Raw genomic sequence first — 17,367 nt, forward strand, 5'->3', positions numbered from 1 at the left:
CTACGTCAGCCCCTAAATAAATTCATAAATGGGATGAAATACCACCATACACAGCTTCCATCACTGAATTTTAAATCCTTTACTCCCCAACCCCTTAAGCGTTTATGTGAGCGATAAAGCCACACTCCGGCAACAATCAAGACCGCTATAACGAGAATAAAAAAGACAATGCTAAAAATAGCCGTGTAGTTATCGAAATTGTCCACATAGTCTGGAAAAATGCCCTCTTTAAAATTGTTTAAGAGTTTCAATGTGAAGATATCATTTAACACACCAATGACTAAAAATACTAAATAGACATTCAATAGATTTATTAAGATAGATGTATTGTTTTTTATAACTGTCATAAATTTTAAAAATGTTATTGGGAGAAAGGTGTATTGGGGCTAATTACTAGATTAGCCCCTCATTTTTAGGTTATTTTAATACCACTCTCGCATTTCTAAATAACCGCATCCACGCCCCATCTTCACTCCAATCTTCCGGATACCACGAGTTGCTCACAGCTCGGAATACCCGTTCAGGATGTGGCATCATGGCGGCAATTCGACCGTCCACATTGGAAATAGCGGTGATCCCTAACGCCGAGCCATTTGGATTTGCCGGATAGGTTTCCGTCACTTTCAAGTTGTTATCAATATATTGTGCAACGATTAAATTTTGTGCTTGAAGTGCGGTTAAATTTTCCGGTGTTTTGAATTCCACACGCCCTTCACCGTGGGAGACGGCAATTGGCATATGGGAACCTGCCATACCTTGGAACCATAAAGAGTGGGTGTCGTTAATTTTCACTAAACCCACACGGGCTTCAAAACGCTCGGATTTATTCCGTACAAAACGTGGCCAGTTTTCTGCACCCGGAATGATTTCCGCTAGGTTAGAGATAAACTGACAACCGTTACATACTCCTAAAGAAAGGGTATTCTCATTGGCAAAGAATTGGCTGAATTGATCCCGTAATTGTGGATTGAATAAAATCGATTTCGCCCAGCCGCCACCGGCACCAAGGACATCGCCGTAAGAGAACCCCCCACAAGCCACCATAGCATTGAAATCGTTTAAATTGTAACGCCCTGCCATTAAATCACTCATGTGAACATCAATAGCGGCAAAACCGGCACGGTCGAAGGCTGCCGCCATTTCTACATGGCTGTTGACACCCTGTTCACGAAGTACGGCAACTTTCGGTTTTACCCCTTTGGCAATATAAGGAGCGGCAATATCCTCGTTGGGATCATAGCTTAGGTATGCTGATAATCCTTTATTTTGCGGATCTTTTTTCGCTTCAAACTCTTCATCGGCACAGGCAGGGTTGTCACGCAAGCGTTGCATTTGATGGGTCAATTCTGCCCAAATACCACGCAATTCGGAACGTTTCTCACAGAGTAATTTTTTATTGCCTCGTGCGATTTCAATACGATCGTCTGTGGTGACCGCCCCGAGTTCGTGTGTCAATGGTAATAAATTGTGGGCATTTAAAATGTCACGCACAGCGGCTAATTCGCTTTCCGCCACCTGAATGACAGCACCGAGCTCTTCGTTAAATAACACCGCAAGATCATTATCACCTAAGGCGGAAATATCCACTTCAATACCGCAGTTACCGGCAAAGGCCATTTCTGCGAGGGTAACGATTAAGCCCCCGTCAGAGCGGTCATGGTAAGCCAATAATTTACGCGCGGCGACCAAGGTTTGCATGGCATCAAAGAACTGTTTCAAGGTATTGGCATTTTCCACATCTGCCGGTTTATCACCCAGTTGTTTATAAACCTGAGCAAGAGCGGTTGCACCAAGGCGATTTTTCCCTTCCCCTAAATCGATCAATAAGAGGCGGGAGGCGCCTTTATCGGTACGCAATTGTGGCGTGACGGTCTTACGCACATCTTCCACTCGGGCAAAGGCACTAATCACTAAAGAAAGTGGGGCGGTGACGGTTTTCTTCTCGCCATTTTCTTCCCAGCTGGTTTTCATCGACATAGAATCTTTCCCCACCGGAATGGTGAGGCCTAGCGCCGGACAAAGTTCTTCGCCCACGGCTTTCACCGCTTCATAAAGCCCCGCATCTTCCCCCCCGTGGCCGGCCGCCGACATCCAGTTGGCGGAAAGTTTAATGCGTTTTATCTCACCAATGTTGGTGGCGGCGATATTGGTGATAGATTCTGCCACCGCCAAACGGGCAGAAGCGGCAAAATCAAGTAATGCCACAGGGGCACGTTCGCCCATTGCCATGGCTTCACCGTGATAGCTATCAAGGCTTGCCGTAGTCACCGCCACATCGGAAACCGGAATTTGCCATGGACCAACCATTTGATCCCGTGCCACCATACCGGTGACCGAGCGGTCGCCAATGGTAATTAAGAAGGTTTTTTCTGCCACCACCGGTAAACGTAATACACGGTGGAGGGCTTCTTTCAGCACAATATTGTCTTGCGAAACAGGGGAATTTTCGACCGCACTTGATTGCACATTGCGGGTCATTTTTGGTGTTTTACCGAGCAGCACGTTCATTGGCAAATCAATTGGATTATTGTTGAAATGGCTGTCGTGTAAGGTTAAATGTTTTTCTTCTGTAGCCTCGCCAATTACCGCAAAAGGCGCACGTTCACGCTCACAAAGTGCAGTAAATAAATCCAATTTTTCCGGCGCAACAGCTAACACATAGCGTTCTTGTGATTCGTTACACCAAATTTCAAGGGGGGACATTCCTTTTTCATCACACAGAATGGAACGTAAATCGAATTTTCCGCCACGCTCGCCATCATGCACTAATTCCGGCATAGCATTGGATAAGCCGCCTGCACCCACATCGTGAATAAATAAAATGGGGTTATCCTCACCCAGTTGCCAGCAACGGTCGATCACTTCTTGGCAGCGACGTTCCATTTCCGGGTTTTCCCGTTGAACGGAAGCAAAGTCTAAATCTTCCTTTGATTTACCGCTGTCCATTGAAGAAGCCGCCCCGCCTCCTAAACCGATATTCATCGCCGGGCCGCCTAATACGATAAGCTTCGCCCCCACAGGAATTTCGCCTTTTTGCACATGTTCGGCACGAATATTACCGATACCCCCAGCCAGCATAATAGGTTTGTGATAACCCCGCACTTCTTCACCATTGAAGCTGTTTACTTTTTCTTCATAAGTACGGAAATAGCCAAGCAATGCCGGGCGGCCAAATTCATTATTAAATGCCGCACCGCCTAATGGACCTTCAATCATAATATCGAGCGCAGAAGCAATACGGTGAGGTTTGGAAAGCGGATTTTCCCAAGGTTGCTCGAAATTTGGGATCACCAAGTTTGATACAGAAAAACCTGTTAAACCGGCTTTGGGTTTTGCGCCACGACCGGTTGCCCCTTCATCACGAATTTCCCCACCGGAACCTGTTGCCGCACCGGGGAAAGGGGAGATTGCTGTTGGGTGATTATGGGTTTCCACTTTCATTAAAATATGGGTGTCTTCATTGTGGTAGCGATATTGCCCGTCTTGGTCGGCAAAAAAACGCCCCACTTTAGAGCCTTCCATCACAGCGGCGTTATCTTTATAAGCGGAAAGCACAAAATCCGGGGTTTTCTTAAAGGTATTTTTGATCATTTTAAACAAGGATTTTTCTTGTTCTTTCCCATCAATCACCCAATCGGCATTAAAGATTTTGTGGCGGCAATGTTCGGAGTTGGCTTGGGCGAACATATAAAGCTCGATATCGTTCGGGTTACGCCCCAATGCGGTGAAATTTTCCACCAAATAATCGATTTCATCTTCCGCCAAGGCAAGTCCCAACTCGATATTGGCGGTTTCCAAGGCTTTTCGGCCGCCACCTAAAATATCCACGGTGGTGAAAGGTTTCGGGGGTTGCTGGCGGAATAAAGCTTCGGCATCTTTAGCATCTCGCACCACAGTTTCCATCATACGGTCGTGCAGAAGTGCGGTTAATTTTGACTGTGTTTTTTCATTTAAAGGTTGGTGAAATTCAAAATAATAGGCAATTCCCCGTTCAATACGCGCCACTTCGTTTAAACCGCAATTGTGGGCGATATCTGTTGCTTTAGACGACCAAGAAGAAATAGTACCGAGACGTGGGATAACAATAAAAGTCTCACCTTTTGCTTCGTGTTCTGCCAAGGTAGGGCCATAATGGAGCAAGGCTTTTAGCTTGTTTTCCTGTTCCTTGGAAAGGGCGGCGTTGAGTGCCACAAAATGAATATACTCGGCATAGACAGATTGTACCGGCAGTTCGTTTTGTTGAAATTTTTGCATCAGGCCATGAATACGGAATTCGGAAAGGGCAGGTGAGCTGCGAAAAATTTGAAACATAAGGATTCCCTTGAGTCTGAATAGAAATGAAAATTGCGCGCTATTATAAAGGAAAAGAAATGAAAACGAAAACGTTTGCGTATTGTTTTGCCTCATTCTTTATTGGGGGATTTTTGTGTAAAATATGCCCGTTTTTTATGATGAGGAGAAGAAAGTAATGTCTTACCAAGCGGTACTTGATTTTTGGTTTAGTGAGGAAACAAAGCCCTTTTGGTTTGCCAAAAGTGAGGAATTTGACCGTCAAATTCGTGAGCAATTTTATGATTTATGGCAACAAGCAGCACAATCGGAACTAAGCCATTGGCGTGAAACGGTGCGCGGACGATTAGCGGAAATTATTGTGTTAGACCAGTTTTCACGCAATTTATATCGTGATAGCCCTTTGGCATTTGCCCAAGATAATATGGCCATCGCACTGGCACAAGAGGCGATAAAACAGCCTGAATTCAAAGAGATGACTGTGCGTGAGCGTCATTTTATGCTGATGCCGTTAATGCATAGTGAAAGTAAAGTCATTCACGAGCAAGCCGTGCCTTTATTTGAACAGTTTGGCCCAAAAGAAAGCGTGGATTTTGAATTAAAACATAAGGTGATTATTGACCGTTTTGGCCGTTATCCTCACCGAAATGCGGTGTTAGGGCGGGAAAGTAGCGCAGAAGAAATTGAATTTTTAACCCAACCGGGATCGCGTTTTTAAATCATAAAACCCAACCTATTACGCATTTAAAGACAATATTCTCCATTGAGCGAGCTCAATGGAGATTTTTATATCATAACCTTAGTGAAGTGATTTGAACACATAGAGCCCTTGGATAATCAAAGGCTTTCTAAACGTGCAATTAATCGCTTGGCGTGCTCTTTTGCAATGGCTTGTACCTTGGGTAAATCTTCTACACGACTGACCCCTTCAATATAAAGCACACTATGTGAATAAACTGGTTCTTGCCAATCCATCCCACAGAGTTTTGCAGTGTCCATGAAAGCAGGATAGAAAGCGTTGATTTTATGGGCATGATTGCCATCGTATTCATCGGCTCCCCCACCGGTGGTGAAGGATAAAATCAATTTTTTCCCCTGTAATTTATCCCCTTTACTGCCGTAAGCGAAGTTGTGTAATAGGACATCATCAATCCATTTTTTTAGCAATGCCGGCACGTTATACCAATACATCGGAAATTGCCATACGATAATATCCGCTTCTACCAGTGAGGCTTGTTCTGCAGCCACATCAAAATGAGCGTTTGGATAAAGGCTATCTAATTGGCGAATATTGATTTTTTCACCAAAGTGGGCTTGGAGCTCTGCTAAAATCAGTTTATTGCCCACTGAAATGGATAAGTTGGGATGCCCGCAGATAAGGGTGATTTTTTTCATGATTTTTTCCTCTGCTTCTTAATTTAAAGAAATAGCCTATGTGGTGTTATCGACATAGGCTAAATTGTTTATAAAAAGTCGGCTAAAAATGACCGTACTTTATTTCATATATTTGGCGAAGAAATCCAATACGACTTTTGGCTCACGCCCAAACCAGTTGTAACCGTCTTTAAAGCGACGGGTTGTGCCCTCAATCCAAAAGATTTCTTTTTCTTTCGATGCCAATAAATCAAAGGTTTTTTGTCCATCTTCCGGATTGCGTGTCCAAGCATCATCTTTGACTTGAACAATGAGTGTCGGCATATGCACAAAAGGGGCAGTCAGGTGTGGCGTCATTTCTGCTGCGGTGAATCCCCCCATACGAAGCAGTTCCAAATCAATCAATTCTTGATATTGTTGCACGCCCTGTAATTCGGAAAAGGCATCATAAATTGCCGCCATGGAAACCACCATTGGACTTACCATACATTTTACGTTAGCAAACAAGTCCGGACGTTCTTTAATCGCGCGATATTGTGAGTTACCGCCCATACATTGGCTGTATAACCCAACGGTCATTTTACCCAGTTCAGGATGGGCATCGACCCATTTTTTCACACCGACACAATCTCGCCATTCCCAGTTACCAATACCACTGATACCGCCATTTGCCGCACCACTATTGCCGTGATTGCGAATATCGTAAGTTAAGACGTTATAGCCGGCATCGGTTAAATGTTTGTATTGAATCACAAAATCAATTTCTACGGCATCAAACCCTGCCCATGGCAGACCAAAGTGACCGGGGAAACCGGAACGACACATTGGTAGTGCGTGGTTAAAAATGATGAGTTTGTCGGATTTTTCTTTAGCAGGAATATACCAAGCCTCTAGGGGGATGCCATCATCAGAAGGGATCACTAATTCTTCATAGGCCATACCATATTCATCAGGGGTTTTGAAAATGGAGCTACGAAGTGGACGGACGATAGCCGCCAATCCTTTCACTTTTTCATAATCTTCAGGTGAAATGTTTTTTTCTTGTTCAAAGACTTTTGCCAAACGTTCAGGGGACATTCTCATAATACTTTTCCTCTTGGTTTTTCAAACAATTCTTGTCTTTTGGATGATAAAATTATATCGGAAATTATGTGCAATATAATTCCTTATTATGGATTTTATTATTCCTGTTTTAGGCTTAATCATATAATATCCCTTAAAAAAGAAAGCCAAAAACAGGCAAAATGATGAACAAACTAGAACTATTACGGATTTTTTGTAGTGTGGCGGAAACCTTACATTTTCGTGAAACGGCAAACCGTCTGGCACTTTCCCCTCAAGTGGTATCAAGAGCAATTGGTACACTGGAAAAAACATTAGGCGAAGTCTTGTTTCAACGCAGTACAAGGCAAGTCAAACTGACTGATTTTGGTGAAGAATTTTTACCACAAGCACAGCAGCTTATCGTTGATACCGAACGGCTTTTTAGTTATCGAAAATCATTAAACACACAGGAAATTGCAGGGATAGTCCGAATTGCCGTGCCTGAAATCCCGTTAATGCAAGCGGTGCTGGAAAAGGTGTTGACAAAAGCCGCCGCTTATCCTGATTTGCGGCTACATTGGCAAGCAAGATTGACGGTAGAAGATGTGGTGAATGAACAAATTGATGTGGGTTTTCGTTTTGGTATGCCCGATGACAATCGGCTTATTATTCGTCAAGTTGGTTTAGTCGAAGATTGTATTGTGGCATCTCCAACGCTTTTAGAACGCTGTGGCACCCCTGAAAATTGGCAAGATCTTAAAAATTATCCGCTGAGTGCCTTATTCAATCCTAATACCGGGCGGGCTTATACGTGGTATTTGTCCCACAAAACGCAGTTTATCCCTCCTCGTCCGAAGTTTACCGCTACCTGTATTGCTGATGAGCTTACGGCTGTCCGACAAGCTCAAACCATCGCCTTTTTGCCACGTTTTCTCTGTGCCCCCTATCTAAAAAGTGGTGAATTGGTGGAGCTTTTCCCCGAATTTGCCCGCAAACAATGGACAGCTTATGTTTATCGCCCATACAGAAATGTCACTCATCCTCGTGTAAAAATCGTATTTGATTGGTTGGTGGAAAGTATTGAAGCGCTTTTAAGAGAAAAGAAATAGCGATATTGTGTTTATCTTTGTGAAATAGGCATTGAAAGTGCGGCTACAAAAAACGTTGTTCTTTTTGACCGCACTTTTGTTTAAATTTGATAGCCTTCTTTTAATAAATGGCGATAGGCATAGAGATAGGATTCGCCCCAAAATAAAACCAAGTTCCCATATAGATCGCCTGATTACACGCAATGGTGGAAAAGAAGGTATGGGAAAAATCCATTTGTACTTTGATTTCGCCATAAAAAATGGCAAAGAGAAGACTTTGCCATCGGGGAAGGAAATTAGGCGAAAGGTTGTAATTCAGGATTGATTGGGGTTTCTGCAATATTATTAACATAGTTACATAATGTGGCGAGGCTCACTCCAAGGATGACATCAATGGCATTTTCTTGTGTATAGCCCGCATCAAAAAAGGCTTGGAGTTGTGCTTGGGTAAGCTTCGCTTTTTGCAATATGACAGCAAGGGTAAAACGGGCGAGGGTGTCCAGTTTTTCATCGCTTTCAATGCGTGCGGTAGCACGAATTTGATTCACCAGCTCTTCTTCTAACTTTAATACTTTCAAGGCAATTTTCGTATGCCCTGCCACGCAGAAACCACAACCGTTTACCACAGCAGCGGTAATTTGTACCACCTCGCGTTCTGTGGCGGTAAGGCTATTTCTACCGTTAATGCCGCCTACGGTGCGGTAGGTTTCTAAGGCGGTGGGGGCGTTGGCTAACACGCCGATTAAATTGGGAATAAATCCATTGACATTTTTTACCGCAGTTAAGGCTTCTTTGGCGGCATCAGGGGCGGTTTCAATGGTGTGGATGGTAAATTGAGACATAAAAAACTCCTATCGTAAAAATCATTTGCAGATTGATACTACGTGAGTCGTTTGGGTTTTGGAAAGAAATAAAGGCTATTTGATAGATGAAAAAGTTATAAGTGTGAAAAGATTATTTGAATCTTTCCACACGGAATGAGGCTATTTTAGGAAACCCATCTCCCCATTTTCTTCTGCCACGAGAATTGACGCATAATCGGTTCGCCAATCGCCCAGTACGATGCGTTGTTTATCCTCATAGTGATGAATCGCTTCACGGTGGGTATGCCCGTGAATTAAGAGGGGAACATTGCATTGCTGCATTTTGGTTAAAGTGAACGGAAGATTGACATCCATCATTTCATCGGCTTTGTGTGCTTTATCTTTTCGGCTTTTTGCCCGAATTTTCTCTGCAATTTTTAACCGCACTTTTAGGGGTAAATGGAGAAAGAGCCATTGTCGCCATTTTTGATGGACTTTTTGTCGAAATTGTTGGTATTTCACATCATCAATACACAGGGTGTCGCCGTGGCAAAGCAGGGTGGGCACACCGTAAAGATTAATTATGTGATAATCAGGCAGCAAGGTCATTCCGGTTTCTTTTGCAAAGCGTTTTCCAATCAGGAAATCACGGTTGCCATGGATGAAATAACAAGCAACGCCTTGTGCGGTGATCTGTTTAATCGCATTTTTCACTTGAGTGATTAGGGAGGATTGTTCGTCATCACCAATCCAAAAATCAAATAAATCACCGAGAATATAAACCGCCTCTGCCGTAGGGGCGAGATTTTGCATAAAGTCGAGGAAAAGTGCGGTCAATTCCGGTTGTGTTTCGCTGAGGTGAAGATCTGAAATGAAATAGGTCTTTTTCATAGAATTTCCGTAAATTTTTGTCTAGATTAGCACAAAATTCCTTCTAATTTGCTATACTTTTGCGAAATTTTCTCATAGGTATTGATATGTTAAAACTGGCTCGAATTCTCGTTGTGGTGGTGTGTTGTATTTTAATTTGTGTCCTTGGCACGATCTATTCTTTTATCCGCTTTAAAAATCCCAGTAATGTGGGCGTGATGGCGCGATGGTTTGGGCGTTTATATCCGCTTTTTGGTTTACAAGTGGAACATCGTTTCCCTGAAAATAAAGCAAGTTTTGGGCGGGCGATTTATATTGGTAATCACCAAAATAACTACGATATGGTGACGATTTCTTATATGGTGTTACCTCGCACGGTGAGTGTGGGGAAGAAAAGCCTGATTTGGATACCCTTTTTCGGTATTTTGTATTGGGTGACGGGGAATGTTTTTTTGGATCGGGAAAATCGTTCTAAAGCCCATAGCACAATGACCCAACTCGCAGAACGCATTAATAAGGATAACCTTTCTATTTGGATGTTTCCGGAAGGCACGCGAAGTCGTGGACGAGGTTTGTTGCCTTTTAAAACTGGTGCGTTTTATGCCGCAGTTGCCGCCGGTGTACCGATTATTCCGGTGGTGTGTTCAACCACACATAATAAAATCGATCTCAATCGTTGGGATAATGGTAAGGTCATTTGTGAAATGATGGCGCCGATTGATACGAGCGGTTATACCAAAGAAACCGTGCGTGATTTAGCCACATATTGCCACGATTTGATGGAAAAGCGTATTGCCGAATTGGATGCGGAAATTATGCAATCTCATCAAAATAAGGAAAGTTCAAATGCTTAAACTTTCCCGCCGACAGCTACTAAAAACAAGTGCAATTTCCACCGCACTTTTTTCTGTGCCAATGCCTTTAATTGCCGCAACACGACCTAAATTGGTCGTGCCTCCATTGGTTGAAGTGCGCCGTGGTCGCCCGATAATTCTGACGATGGAAGAAGCCGGATATAAGCTAGACGGCGAACATCAAGTGAGTGTGTGGGGTTTTAACGGGAATTATTTAGGACCGACAATCAAAATTAAATCGGGCAGTTTTGCAAAACTCAATTACCATAATAATTTACCTCAACACGTTTCCCTTTCTATCCAAGGTTTACAGGCATCCGGTGAGTTGTTTGGCGGTGCAGCCCGAGTGCTTAAAAAGGGGGAATCTTGGGCACCGATTGTGCCGATTGATCAACCGGCTGCCACTTGTTGGTATCGTTCTGCGACATTAGCTAATTCTGCTTATCAAACCTATCGTGGCTTGGTGGGAATGTGGTTGATTGAAGATGAGCAAAGTGTTAAATCAGTCCTGCCCCGTAAATATGGGGTGGATGATATTCCGTTGATTTTACAGGATATGGAATTTAATCGTGAAGGGCTGCAATTATTCAAACAAAATCAACCGCACTTTGTGGGCAATCGTCTATTGGTTAATGGCTTGGAAGCACCTTACTTAGATGTGCCTCGAGGGTGGGTGAGATTGCGTTTACTTAATGCCTCTTTGGCGCGAGCCTATGAATTACGTTTGGATAACGATCAAGATATCACGGTGATTGCAAAAGACTTAGGCTTTCTTCCACAAGGGAACGTGGTGAAATCCTTTATTTTAGCCCCTGGTGAACGGACGGAAATCTTAGTTAATTTAAGTGAAGGGGGCAATGTTTCGCTTATTTCCGGGCATAAACGGGGTATCTTTGACAAAGTGAAGCAGATTTTTTCCGCTGATGGCGGGTTAATGGAAAATACCGTGTTGGAATTACGCCCCCAAGGGGATTTTTCCGCTTTTGCACAAAAAATGGATGTGCATTTTGAAACGGATGCCACATCTATGCTAAATGCAAAAGTTGAGCGGGAGCGCACATTTGTTTTGGATGTGACAAACGGTTTAATTAACCAACAACGTTTTGATCCACGCCGTGTAGATGTGGTCGCAAAAAAAGGCGCAGTTGAACGTTGGATTCTGACGAGTTCTTTACCTGTCGGGTTTACCCTTCAAGGGGCGAAATTTATTGTGGAAAGTGATGTTAATGGCGTGCCGAAAGATCACGAATTGGCTTGGAAGGATACCGTATGGGTGAAAGGAAAAACGCAAATTTTGGTACGTTTTGATCAGTCATCTTCCAATACCTATCCGTTTATTTTTGGCGCTTCAAATCTTATGCTTGCGGATATGGGATGCATTGGAATAATGATTGTGCAATAAAGTATGGTCACAAAAAAACGTTTTTTGAACCTTGGCTTTCCTCCCTGTCGGGTGAACAGGCAGGTATACGGGTTTGTGAACAATGTTTAGGTTATTTTTATTAATTGAAAGGAAAAGAAATGAAGAAAACACTCGCTTTGGTTTCGATTGCAACAATGCTATTTGGGGCGGTAAATGCCGCAGAAGCTAAAATAGCTCATCATCAAAAGAACACGGCATCACCAGAAATTTATCTTTCTGTGTTTGATACTTCAACGGAACCCTTTACCGATCTCAACACAACTGTATTATCGCGTAGTCAATCCAACCTTCGACTTTGTTGGGTGGCAAAAGGTCGGTTTTCTGAAACGGTGAGCACGATTGAAACCTTAAACGCACCGGCAAAACAACAGGTTATGGCAAAAGGCTCACAAATTTCAACCTCACAAAATGGGAAAGTGAATGTGATTCGCAGTACATTGGAGAGCTCGGCGCAAGGGGAGCGATTAGTCAGATGTTGGCACTTTGATGAAACCGATCCTCTGGGTAAATATAAATTTCAAATCCAAATTATGGGAAAGATTTATCAAGATTTGCCGTTTAGCGTGGTGAAATAATCGCGGACAAAAATGGATAATCAGCAATGATTATCCATTTTTTTAGTAATGCGGTGGAGGGGTTTCTTCTGCTTGGCTGGCAATATTTGAGGGGTGGAAATCTTTTAATTTATTCGCCATATAACGCAATTGTCGCTGCATTCTATCCATATCAAATTGTTGTTGAACTAATGCTTGATTTAATTCCTCTAACAATTGTTCTTGAAATGCGACTTTCATTTCAAGCTCGGTAAGGCGATTTTCTAACATTTGTTGAATTTGCATAGTTTTTCTCTAAATTTTAAAAAAAAGTTGAGAATAGTTTAAATCCGATTTAATCTATTCGGCACTTTTCTATTATAAAGGATGAATCACAATGTTAAAAATTCAAAAATTTTCATTGGCGGCATTGATGGTAAGTGCGGTGGTTTCCGGCAAAGTTTTTGCAGATGAAAAAGTGGATGCAAAGTTTAATGATGATGTCTCTTATGCTTTAGCGGCTTACTTGATGACGCAGGCAAAATTAATGGCAGAGCAAGGCGAAATTAAATTCAATGAAGCGCAGGTAAATAAAGCGGTAGAAGATGTATTGAAAGGTAAAGTTACCGAACAAAAAATGGGTGAATTGAGCCAAACATTAGAGCAGTTTCAACAAAAAGTGATGGCACGCGAACAAGCAAAAATGAAAGAAATTTCACAAAAGGCACAAGAGGAAGGGTATAAATACCGTGCCGAGTTTGCCAAAAAAGAGGGCGTGAAAACCACGAAATCCGGTTTGTTATATCGCATTGTTGAAGCAGGAAAAGGTGAAGTGATTAAGCCAACGGATACGGTGAAAGTGCATTACACCGGTAAGCTACCAAACGGTGAAGTCTTCGATAGTTCTATTGGTCGAGGCCAACCGGCAGAATTTCGTTTAGATCAGGTAGTGAAAGGCTGGACAGAGGGACTTCAACTGGTGAAAAAAGGCGGAAAAATTGAATTAGTCCTTCCACCGGAATTGGCTTATGGTGAACAAGGTGCAGGCGCATCAATTCCACCTAATGCGACACTGTATTTTGATGTTGAAGTGTTAGATGTGAATCCAAAAGCAAAATAATGGATAATTTTGATGGAAGCACAAGCCTTTGCTTGTGCTTTATTATTGGCGTTGTGGCACATAAAGTGCGGTCATTTTTAGTGTAGATTAGGCTCGCTTATGTTATATAATAAACAGGTTTTCACTGATGAAGATCGCACGATTTTAAATTCTTACAAAGCGGTGGTCGATGGGGTTAGTGCGCTCATCGGCGAGCATTGTGAGATTGTTTTGCATTCTTTAGAAGATATTGAACACTCTGCCATTTGCATTGCAAACGGACATAATACCAACCGTCAAGTGGGCTCACCGATTACGGATCGGGCATTGCGTTCATTGCGTAATATGCAAAGTGAAAGTGTTTCTCAGCCCTATTTTACAAGGGCAAAGGGGAATGTATTGATGAAATCGGTCACTATCGCGATTCGTAATAAAAATCAGCGAATGATCGGGCTGCTGTGTATTAATATTAATCTTGATGTACCTATTTCACAGTTTGTTCAGTCTTTTATGCCTGCAATGAAAGCGGAGGAGACTTCATCGGTCAATTTTGCCAGCTCTGTTGAAGAACTGGTTTCTCAAACCATCGAAAAAACCGTAGAAGAAGTGAATTTGGATCGGGGGGTGGCAAATAACAATAAGAACCGCCAAATTGTGCTTTCCTTATATGAAAAAGGTATTTTTGATATTAAGGATGCCATCAATTTAGTGGCAGACCGTTTGAATATTTCCCGTCATACCGTTTATCTTTACATTCGCCAAATTAAACAAGATCAAGAATAATGAATTATGTGATTGCAGTAAAAAGCCCGATTTACGGTAAACAAGGGGCTTATCTTGCTTATCAATTTGCAGAAGCTTTAATTAAGAAAGGGCATACCATTACACAAATCTTCTTTTTCCAAGAAGGGGTGAGCAATGGTAATGCCTTTGTTTATCCTGCCAATGATGAGACGCATCTACAGCAATATTGGCAACTTTTTTCTAAGCGCAATGGCATCCCCTTGCATTTATGTGTCGCAGCTTCGCAACGTCGTGGTGTTGTCGATAGTATGACGGCAAAGGAAAAAGAAAATCATAATCTCGCAGAGGGCTTTGTGATTGCCGGTTTAGGGGAGTTTATGGCGGCAGTATTAAAATCGGATAGACTGATTACACTATGAAAATCGCCTTTTTATTCCACAGCGCCCCCCATGGCTCTTCTGTTGCCAGAGAAGGGTTAGAGGCATTATTAGCGGCTACCGCCTTTTGTGATGAAGAGGATATAGGGGTCTTTTTTATTGATGATGGGCTATTGAATTTACTAGAAGGGCAACAGCCGGAATGCTTACTGCAAAAAGATTTTATCCGCACATTTAAACTCTTAGATTTATACGGCATTGAACAACGTTTTGTTTGTCACCATTCCCTGGAAAAATTAAAAATAGATGAAAAGCATTTCATTTTATCCGTAGAAAAAATTGACCGCACTTTGCTGATGGCGAGGTTGCATCAAGCAGAGAAAGTGCTCAGCTTTTAAAAAGAGGGAAGGTATGCTTTATTGTTTTTCACAAGCCGATTATGGCTTTGATAAATTAGTGAATTTGCTCTCTGGTGTGACAGAAACTGATGCAGTTGTGCTTTGGCAGGATGCGGTTTTATTGGCGGTTAAATATCCCCAGCATTTTGCGTGTTGTAAAGGACAATGTTTTGCATTTGAAGCGGATATTTCGGCAAGAAATTTGACCGCACTTTTACCAAAAGAGAGCCAAGTTCGGTTAATTTCTTTGATGGAGTTAGTAGAGATTAGCGAGCAATATTTTCCTCAAATTGCACTATAAAAAGTGTGCCTCTCTTATTTTCCTTTCATGACATAAAATCTTATTGATTAGATGGGTGCTTTATGGTATATTCCGCGACCTCTTACACGTTTATTATGGTGTAAGTAGGTTCGTCCCGAAAAGGGTGTTTTTTTAAACTTAACGGAGCACTAATATGATCCAAGAACAGACTATGCTGGATGTTGCTGATAACTCAGGCGCTCGCAGCGTAATGTGTATCAAGGTTCTAGGTGGATCGCACCGTCGTTATGCTGCTGTTGGTGACATCATCAAAATTACCGTAAAAGAAGCTATTCCACGCGGTAAAGTGAAAAAAGGTGATGTATTAAAAGCAGTTGTTGTGCGCACCAAGAAGGGTGTTCGTCGCCCAGACGGATCAGTCATTCGCTTCGATGGTAATGCCTGTGTGATTTTAAACAATAACACAGAGCAACCAATCGGTACTCGTATTTTTGGACCGGTGACTCGTGAACTTCGTTCAGAGAAGTTTATGAAGATCATTTCTTTGGCACCAGAAGTACTGTAAGGGAGAAGTGACAAATGGCTGCAAAAATTCGTCAAAACGATGAAGTAATCGTGCTTGCTGGTAAAGACAAAGGCAAGCGTGGCAAGGTAACTAAAGTGTTACCAAACGGTAAAGTATTTGTTGAAGGTGTCAACATTATCACTAAACATGAAAAACCGGTTCCTGCGTTAGGAAAAGCGGGTGGTTTGGTGAAAAAAGAAGCAGCGATTGATGCTTCAAATGTGGCGATTTTCAACCCGAAAACAAATAAAGCTGACCGTGTAGGTTTTAGATTTGAAGAGGGCAAAAAAGTCCGTTTCTTTAAATCTAACAATGAAATTATCTAACAAACTGGAGTAATGCGATGGCGAAACTGCATGATTACTACAGAGATCAAGTAGTAAACGAATTAAAAAATAAATTCGGCTACAAATCTGTCATGCAAGTCCCACGAATCGAAAAGATTACCCTGAATATGGGTGTGGGTGAAGCATTGACCGATAAAAAATTGCTAGACAACGCAGTAGCGGATTTAACAGCAATTAGCGGTCAAAAACCTTTAGTAACTAAAGCTCGCAAATCTGTTGCCGGCTTTAAAATCCGTCAGGGATATCCAATCGGTTGTAAAGTAACACTACGCGGTGAGCGTATGTGGGAGTTCTTTGAACGTTTAATTACAATTGCTGTTCCACGTATCCGTGACTTCCGCGGTTTAAGCGCGAAATCATTTGATGGTCGTGGTAATTACAGTATGGGTGTGCGTGAACAAATCATCTTCCCTGAAATCGACTACGATAAAGTCGATCGTGTGCGTGGTTTAGATATCACTATCACAACCACTGCTAAGAATGATGAAGAAGGTCAAGCACTGCTTGCTGCCTTTAATTTCCCATTCCGTAAATAAGGCAGGTTATTATGGCTAAACAATCAATGAAAGCACGCGATGTAAAACGCGTTAAATTGGCTGAAAAATTCTATGCTAAGCGTGTAGAATTGAAGAAAATCATTTCTGATGTCAATGCCTCTGACGAAGAACGTTGGAATGCAGTGTTAAAGTTACAATCTTTACCACGTGATTCTAGCCCGTCTCGTCAACGTAACCGTTGCCGCCAAACTGGACGTCCTCATGGCGTTCTTCGCAAGTTTGGTTTAAGCCGTATTAAGGTTCGTGAAGCTGCAATGCGCGGTGAAATCCCAGGTCTTAAAAAGGCGAGTTGGTAATATACCACTTTATTTTGGAATCGGAGAAAAAGCACAATGAGTATGCAAGATCCAATCGCAGATATGTTGACTCGTATTCGTAACGGTCAGGCTGCGAACAAAGTTGCGATCAGTATGCCTTCATCCAAGCTAAAAGTGGCGATTGCCAATGTATTAGCTGCTGAAGGTTATATTGAAAGCGTTAAAGTTTTAGAAGGTGCAAAACCTGAGTTGGAAATCACATTAAAATATTTCCAAGGTAAGCCGGTTGTAGAAAGTATTCAACGTGTAAGCCGTCCTGGTCTTCGTATTTATAAACGTAAAGACGAATTACCAAAAGTGATGGGTGGTTTAGGTGTTGCTGTAGTTTCTACATCTAAAGGTGTTATGACTGACCGTGCAGCTCGTCAAGCTGGTTTAGGCGGTGAGATCATCTGTTATGTAGCTTAATAGAGAGGTAGGAA

22 protein-coding genes are annotated in these 17,367 nt (G+C 42.3%); 15 read left to right on the top strand and 7 right to left on the bottom strand.

What is annotated here, in order from left to right; genetic code table 11:
* Window positions 1–5: 5 nt before the first annotated feature.
* Window positions 6–347, bottom strand: coding sequence for a DUF4328 domain-containing protein (locus BKK52_RS14225; RefSeq protein ID WP_077478102.1), 342 nt, complete (start codon window positions 345–347; stop codon window positions 6–8).
* Window positions 348–417: 70 nt separating this feature from the next.
* A complete protein-coding gene (purL, locus tag BKK52_RS05020; RefSeq protein ID WP_077478104.1) occupies window positions 418–4,311 on the bottom strand; it encodes a phosphoribosylformylglycinamidine synthase in 3,894 nt (1,297 codons plus the stop codon).
* Window positions 4,312–4,468: 157 nt separating this feature from the next.
* On the opposite strand from purL, the gene BKK52_RS05025 reads away from it, so the two are divergent.
* Window positions 4,469–5,008, top strand: coding sequence for a DUF924 family protein (locus tag BKK52_RS05025; protein ID WP_077478106.1), 540 nt, complete (start codon window positions 4,469–4,471; stop codon window positions 5,006–5,008).
* Window positions 5,009–5,127: 119 nt separating this feature from the next.
* Here BKK52_RS05025 and BKK52_RS05030 read toward each other — a convergent pair whose 3' ends face one another.
* Together BKK52_RS05030 and BKK52_RS05035 are read right to left on the bottom strand one after the other, a co-directional pair.
* On the bottom strand, window positions 5,128–5,685 hold the full coding sequence (locus BKK52_RS05030; protein ID WP_077478108.1) for an NAD(P)H-dependent oxidoreductase: 558 nt from the start codon (window positions 5,683–5,685) through the stop codon (window positions 5,128–5,130).
* 99 nt (window positions 5,686–5,784) lie between these two features.
* Entirely contained in the window at window positions 5,785–6,747 is a 963-nt protein-coding gene (locus tag BKK52_RS05035) for an alpha/beta hydrolase family protein (protein ID WP_143531387.1), read from the bottom strand.
* 164 nt (window positions 6,748–6,911) lie between these two features.
* Between BKK52_RS05035 and BKK52_RS05040 the strand changes: the two genes are divergently transcribed.
* Window positions 6,912–7,817 (top strand): LysR family transcriptional regulator, encoded by a 906-nt coding sequence (locus tag BKK52_RS05040; protein ID WP_158076037.1) that lies wholly within the window; start codon window positions 6,912–6,914, stop codon window positions 7,815–7,817.
* A 275-nt stretch (window positions 7,818–8,092) separates the two neighbouring features.
* Here the strand turns inward: BKK52_RS05040 and BKK52_RS05050 are convergent, their stop codons facing one another.
* Together BKK52_RS05050 and lpxH are read right to left on the bottom strand one after the other, a co-directional pair.
* Complete coding sequence (locus tag BKK52_RS05050) at window positions 8,093–8,638, bottom strand: carboxymuconolactone decarboxylase family protein (protein ID WP_077421652.1); 546 nt, start codon at window positions 8,636–8,638, stop codon at window positions 8,093–8,095.
* Window positions 8,639–8,779: 141 nt separating this feature from the next.
* The gene (gene lpxH, locus BKK52_RS05055; protein ID WP_077478112.1) at window positions 8,780–9,490 is read right to left on the bottom strand and encodes a UDP-2,3-diacylglucosamine diphosphatase; all 711 of its coding nucleotides are present in this window, start codon (window positions 9,488–9,490) and stop codon (window positions 8,780–8,782) included.
* 86 nt (window positions 9,491–9,576) lie between these two features.
* On the opposite strand from lpxH, the gene BKK52_RS05060 reads away from it, so the two are divergent.
* The 3 genes from BKK52_RS05060 to BKK52_RS05070 all read left to right on the top strand — a co-directional run bounded on the left by BKK52_RS05060 (window position 9,577) and on the right by BKK52_RS05070 (window position 12,321).
* Window positions 9,577–10,323: a 1-acylglycerol-3-phosphate O-acyltransferase gene (locus BKK52_RS05060; protein WP_077478114.1), complete on the top strand. Its 747-nt coding sequence runs from the start codon at window positions 9,577–9,579 to the stop codon at window positions 10,321–10,323.
* Complete coding sequence (locus BKK52_RS05065; RefSeq protein ID WP_077478115.1) at window positions 10,316–11,725, top strand: multicopper oxidase domain-containing protein; 1,410 nt, start codon at window positions 10,316–10,318, stop codon at window positions 11,723–11,725. Before BKK52_RS05060 ends, BKK52_RS05065 begins: the two co-directional genes overlap by 8 nt.
* Before the next feature lie 119 nt (window positions 11,726–11,844).
* Window positions 11,845–12,321, top strand: coding sequence for a hypothetical protein (locus BKK52_RS05070; RefSeq protein WP_077415339.1), 477 nt, complete (start codon window positions 11,845–11,847; stop codon window positions 12,319–12,321).
* Window positions 12,322–12,363: 42 nt separating this feature from the next.
* Here BKK52_RS05070 and BKK52_RS05075 read toward each other — a convergent pair whose 3' ends face one another.
* Complete coding sequence (locus tag BKK52_RS05075) at window positions 12,364–12,585, bottom strand: SlyX family protein (protein ID WP_077421656.1); 222 nt, start codon at window positions 12,583–12,585, stop codon at window positions 12,364–12,366.
* Between the two features lie 91 nt (window positions 12,586–12,676).
* Here BKK52_RS05075 and BKK52_RS05080 point away from each other — a divergent pair, with 91 nt between their 5' ends.
* From BKK52_RS05080 to rpsH, 10 genes are all read left to right on the top strand, one after another.
* A complete protein-coding gene (locus BKK52_RS05080; RefSeq protein WP_077478117.1) occupies window positions 12,677–13,399 on the top strand; it encodes an FKBP-type peptidyl-prolyl cis-trans isomerase in 723 nt (240 codons plus the stop codon).
* 99 nt (window positions 13,400–13,498) lie between these two features.
* Window positions 13,499–14,161: a helix-turn-helix transcriptional regulator gene (locus tag BKK52_RS05085; RefSeq protein ID WP_077478119.1), complete on the top strand. Its 663-nt coding sequence runs from the start codon at window positions 13,499–13,501 to the stop codon at window positions 14,159–14,161.
* Window positions 14,161–14,541, top strand: coding sequence for a sulfurtransferase complex subunit TusD (gene tusD / locus BKK52_RS05090; RefSeq protein ID WP_077478120.1), 381 nt, complete (start codon window positions 14,161–14,163; stop codon window positions 14,539–14,541). The genes BKK52_RS05085 and tusD overlap by 1 nt, the downstream gene beginning before the upstream one ends.
* Window positions 14,538–14,897, top strand: coding sequence for a sulfurtransferase complex subunit TusC (gene tusC, locus BKK52_RS05095; RefSeq protein ID WP_077478122.1), 360 nt, complete (start codon window positions 14,538–14,540; stop codon window positions 14,895–14,897). The genes tusD and tusC overlap by 4 nt, the downstream gene beginning before the upstream one ends.
* 13 nt (window positions 14,898–14,910) lie before the next feature.
* Window positions 14,911–15,198, top strand: coding sequence for a DsrH/TusB family sulfur relay protein (locus BKK52_RS05100; RefSeq protein ID WP_077478124.1), 288 nt, complete (start codon window positions 14,911–14,913; stop codon window positions 15,196–15,198).
* Between the two features lie 154 nt (window positions 15,199–15,352).
* The gene (rplN, locus tag BKK52_RS05105; RefSeq protein WP_077415353.1) at window positions 15,353–15,724 is read left to right on the top strand and encodes a 50S ribosomal protein L14; all 372 of its coding nucleotides are present in this window, start codon (window positions 15,353–15,355) and stop codon (window positions 15,722–15,724) included.
* Between the two features lie 14 nt (window positions 15,725–15,738).
* Complete coding sequence (gene rplX / locus BKK52_RS05110) at window positions 15,739–16,050, top strand: 50S ribosomal protein L24 (protein WP_077478126.1); 312 nt, start codon at window positions 15,739–15,741, stop codon at window positions 16,048–16,050.
* Between the two features lie 17 nt (window positions 16,051–16,067).
* Window positions 16,068–16,607 (top strand): 50S ribosomal protein L5, encoded by a 540-nt coding sequence (gene rplE, locus BKK52_RS05115; RefSeq protein WP_018356926.1) that lies wholly within the window; start codon window positions 16,068–16,070, stop codon window positions 16,605–16,607.
* Window positions 16,608–16,618: 11 nt separating this feature from the next.
* Window positions 16,619–16,924, top strand: coding sequence for a 30S ribosomal protein S14 (rpsN, locus tag BKK52_RS05120; protein WP_077474463.1), 306 nt, complete (start codon window positions 16,619–16,621; stop codon window positions 16,922–16,924).
* 36 nt (window positions 16,925–16,960) lie between these two features.
* On the top strand, window positions 16,961–17,353 hold the full coding sequence (gene rpsH / locus BKK52_RS05125) for a 30S ribosomal protein S8 (RefSeq protein WP_005759599.1): 393 nt from the start codon (window positions 16,961–16,963) through the stop codon (window positions 17,351–17,353).
* Window positions 17,354–17,367 lie beyond the last annotated feature (14 nt).

The organism is Rodentibacter trehalosifermentans (assembly GCF_002000545.1).
GTDB lineage: Bacteria > Pseudomonadota > Gammaproteobacteria > Enterobacterales > Pasteurellaceae > Rodentibacter > Rodentibacter trehalosifermentans.

Excerpts from the sequence above, each read along its gene's own strand:
- BKK52_RS05065 (WP_077478115.1), top strand. The coding sequence starts at position 10,316 with ATGCTTAAACTTTCCCGCCGACAGCTACTAAAAACAAGTGCAATTTCC.
- BKK52_RS05070 (WP_077415339.1), top strand. The coding sequence starts at position 11,845 with ATGAAGAAAACACTCGCTTTGGTTTCGATTGCAACAATGCTATTTGGG.
- BKK52_RS05060 (WP_077478114.1), top strand. The coding sequence starts at position 9,577 with ATGTTAAAACTGGCTCGAATTCTCGTTGTGGTGGTGTGTTGTATTTTA.
- tusD (WP_077478120.1), top strand. The coding sequence starts at position 14,161 with ATGAATTATGTGATTGCAGTAAAAAGCCCGATTTACGGTAAACAAGGG.
- BKK52_RS14225 (WP_077478102.1), bottom strand. The coding sequence starts at position 347 with ATGACAGTTATAAAAAACAATACATCTATCTTAATAAATCTATTGAAT.
- rpsN (WP_077474463.1), top strand. The coding sequence starts at position 16,619 with ATGGCTAAACAATCAATGAAAGCACGCGATGTAAAACGCGTTAAATTG.
- BKK52_RS05075 (WP_077421656.1), bottom strand. The coding sequence starts at position 12,585 with ATGCAAATTCAACAAATGTTAGAAAATCGCCTTACCGAGCTTGAAATG.
- purL (WP_077478104.1), bottom strand. The coding sequence starts at position 4,311 with ATGTTTCAAATTTTTCGCAGCTCACCTGCCCTTTCCGAATTCCGTATT.
- BKK52_RS05050 (WP_077421652.1), bottom strand. The coding sequence starts at position 8,638 with ATGTCTCAATTTACCATCCACACCATTGAAACCGCCCCTGATGCCGCC.
- lpxH (WP_077478112.1), bottom strand. The coding sequence starts at position 9,490 with ATGAAAAAGACCTATTTCATTTCAGATCTTCACCTCAGCGAAACACAA.
- tusC (WP_077478122.1), top strand. The coding sequence starts at position 14,538 with ATGAAAATCGCCTTTTTATTCCACAGCGCCCCCCATGGCTCTTCTGTT.
- BKK52_RS05080 (WP_077478117.1), top strand. The coding sequence starts at position 12,677 with ATGTTAAAAATTCAAAAATTTTCATTGGCGGCATTGATGGTAAGTGCG.
- rplN (WP_077415353.1), top strand. The coding sequence starts at position 15,353 with ATGATCCAAGAACAGACTATGCTGGATGTTGCTGATAACTCAGGCGCT.
- rplE (WP_018356926.1), top strand. The coding sequence starts at position 16,068 with ATGGCGAAACTGCATGATTACTACAGAGATCAAGTAGTAAACGAATTA.
- BKK52_RS05085 (WP_077478119.1), top strand. The coding sequence starts at position 13,499 with ATGTTATATAATAAACAGGTTTTCACTGATGAAGATCGCACGATTTTA.
- BKK52_RS05025 (WP_077478106.1), top strand. The coding sequence starts at position 4,469 with ATGTCTTACCAAGCGGTACTTGATTTTTGGTTTAGTGAGGAAACAAAG.
- BKK52_RS05035 (WP_143531387.1), bottom strand. The coding sequence starts at position 6,747 with ATGAGAATGTCCCCTGAACGTTTGGCAAAAGTCTTTGAACAAGAAAAA.
- BKK52_RS05100 (WP_077478124.1), top strand. The coding sequence starts at position 14,911 with ATGCTTTATTGTTTTTCACAAGCCGATTATGGCTTTGATAAATTAGTG.
- rpsH (WP_005759599.1), top strand. The coding sequence starts at position 16,961 with ATGAGTATGCAAGATCCAATCGCAGATATGTTGACTCGTATTCGTAAC.
- rplX (WP_077478126.1), top strand. The coding sequence starts at position 15,739 with ATGGCTGCAAAAATTCGTCAAAACGATGAAGTAATCGTGCTTGCTGGT.
- BKK52_RS05040 (WP_158076037.1), top strand. The coding sequence starts at position 6,912 with ATGAACAAACTAGAACTATTACGGATTTTTTGTAGTGTGGCGGAAACC.
- BKK52_RS05030 (WP_077478108.1), bottom strand. The coding sequence starts at position 5,685 with ATGAAAAAAATCACCCTTATCTGCGGGCATCCCAACTTATCCATTTCA.